2 protein-coding genes and 1 pseudogene are annotated in these 2,558 nt (G+C 64.6%); all 3 read right to left on the reverse strand.

Features of this window, described 5'->3' with window-relative positions:
- Window positions 1-406 (reverse strand): annotated as a pseudogene (locus tag AC5LSR_RS05090) (cytochrome P450); the annotation flags it as partial.
- Between the two features lie 130 nt (window positions 407-536).
- Window positions 537-1,628: a type III polyketide synthase gene (locus tag AC5LSR_RS05095; RefSeq protein ID WP_250283551.1), complete on the reverse strand. Its 1,092-nt coding sequence runs from the start codon at window positions 1,626-1,628 to the stop codon at window positions 537-539.
- Window positions 1,629-2,236: 608 nt separating this feature from the next.
- Window positions 2,237-2,558 (reverse strand): hypothetical protein (locus AC5LSR_RS05100; RefSeq protein ID WP_493468205.1); only part of this gene is annotated, 322 nt, incomplete at its 5' end.

A 2,558-nucleotide genomic window follows, 5' to 3' on the forward strand; every position in this document is an offset into this window, starting at 1 on the left:
CCGGCGCGCCATGCCTGGCCATTCTGGTCAGCAGCCCGTCCGTGGCCTGCTGGGTCCAGGGCCGCAGTTTCTCGACCTGGCGCGTGGTGAACGCCTTGAGGATCAGGCTGCGCACCCTGTTCAGCGCGGGCGGATCCATGAGGTTGATCGACTCGGGCTGCGCGATGGGGGCAGGCGTGATCCGCGGGAAGTCCCGCCCGATCAGCGCGGCCCGGCTGAAACGCCGGTCCGCGGTGACTGTCCGCACGTCCGCATCGCGGGTGATCAGCCAGCAGTCGCCTTCCCCGTATGGCATCCGGACGCGGGTGACGGGGGCCTCAGCCCGCATCCGGGTCATGAAGGGGTCTGGTTCCAGGGCGTCGTCGTGCCGGAACGGGCACGTCGGCACGGAGTTCGAGATGGACATCCCACACGGCCTTTCCAGTAGGAAACTACGATCGACATATCCGGTGTCGACCAGGCTGTCCGGGGAACGCCAAAAACTGATGGAAAGCCCGCGGTGGCGTCCGGCCCGGAGCGGGGCGACGGGTCCAGGCTCAGGCCTGCTCTTCGACCCGGTCCGCCCTCTTTGCTGTGAAGGGGTCTGCCTGCCAGCGCCCGACCGACATCTCAGCCGTGATCCCGGGACCAAAGCCTGCCAGGATACCGCATCCACCGTTCGGGACCCCGCCTTCGGTAAAGATTCGCCGAAGGGCGTCGAGTACGACGGCGCTCGCGATGTTCCCATACTCGGTAAGCGTCGCCCTGCTATGGCGAAACTCGTTGGGTGCGACATCGAGAAAACGGCTCAGGTCGTCCAGGATGCGGGGCCCGCCAGCGTGGATCACGTAGAAGTCCAGCAGCGATGCGTTCCAGCCGTTCTCTGCTGCCAGGTCTCGCAGGACCGGCGCCAGCGGTTCCATGGTCTTCGGGACGCGTCGGTCGAGCTGGAAATGAAAGCCGGTAGCTTTCACGGCGTAGGAAATCCATTGCTCGGTGTTCGGTATCAGGTAGGAACCGGTCCGTTCCAGGCGCATGCCCGTCCCTCCGGAGGCGCGCACCACGGCGGCCGCTACGGCGTCGCCGAACAGGCCGTTCGACAGCAGGCTGCCGATCTCGACATCGGTGGGCTGGTAGCAGAGCGAGCAGAACTCGCAGGCCACGATCAGAGCGTTTGATCCGGGATGGGCGGTGCAGAAGTCAAATGCGCGGTTTATCCCTGCTCCGCCAGCCGCACAGCCCAGCTGGGCGATGGGGAGCTGGCGTGTCTCCGGTCTGAACCCGAGCTTGTTGATGAGCCAGGCCGTCAGCGACGGCATCATGAACCCGGTGCAGGACAGGTATACTATCATGTCGATATCAGCAGGCGACATCTCCGCATTTCGGAGCGCGCGGTGCACAACGTCCGGAACCCGCGCCCTGGCCTCTTCCTCGTAGATGTGGTTCCTGATCTCAAAACCTGGGTGCTTCAATGTCTCGTCAATCGGACGAACAATGTGGCGCTTGACGACGCCGGTGTTACTTATGAGGCGCAGGGCGAGGGGGAGGGCAGGGTGATCTCTGTGAAGACGCTGAGCCAGTTCAAGAGTCTCACCCATGGTCAGGATATTTTCTGGAACCGCGACAGCCGGTTCACACAGAACAGGCATCAGCAGATGCTCCTTCAGAGCCAGGGGCCGTGGGAGGCTGTATAGCAGACGAAGCTGGATCGTCTCCGTCCACGGTTCGACCGGTTATGATACTGCTGTCGGGCAGCCGGGCGGCGACTGAATGTTGCCGGCGCAGACCGTGGTCGTCCGGTTACAGGAGACAGGTCAATGTCTGAAGGCCACGGAGAGTGCGCCGATCGGGACCGGGCTTCGCCGGGAAACAAGATTCATCAGGACGTTTCGTGTCGCGCATGGGGACGACCGTAGTGTTCCTTCTCGTCGTGCTGGCAAAAACTACCGGACAGGTCACCTGTTCCTGGCGGGAACAAAAAGAAAGACCGGGCCCTGTTGTGGAGATACCCTGAACCAATAGCCACCAAACAATAACGGCCTCGCCGTCGAGGCCGAATTGACGGGATTGCATATCTGGCGTCGTGATGTCCCTGACGGCAGGCTTTGCGTCGGGCATTCGGTACCGCCCATTTCCTTACTCGTCCAGATCGGACGTTACCCGGCGCATCGTGGTGAATCCTCCGGCAAGCAGCGCGGCCGCGAGGGCGGCACGGTAGCCCGGCTGCCCAGCGGCTGATCCTCCTGGCCGGTCGTGATCAGCGGCGGCGGAAGATGCCGCTGCGGCGGCCGGGGCGTGGATCAGGCGGCCTGACCGGCGGGATCACCTGGGGTGTGACGGGGTGCCAGCCGGCGGGCAGGGGCAGGGGCGCGTCCTCCGCGAGGCGCCGGATGGCCGGGTCGTAGCCGTCCAGCTCGCCCGGCTCGAAACGGACGGTCTTGATCACCCAGCAGAAGGAGCCGCCCGGCTCACCGACCAGCTTGTAGGAGCCGTCCGGCAGCAGAACCGCCCACCCATCCTGAAGACCGATCACGGTAGCGATCCGCCGTCCGGTGGTGGTCTCCCACAGCCGGACCGTG

It is taken from the genome of Protofrankia sp. CiP1_Cm_nod4, from assembly GCF_982290645.1.

Bases quoted from the DNA above. Each gene is read 5' to 3' on its own strand.
- AC5LSR_RS05095 (WP_250283551.1), bottom strand. From the start codon at position 1,628: ATGCCTGTTCTGTGTGAACCGGCTGTCGCGGTTCCAGAAAATATCCTG.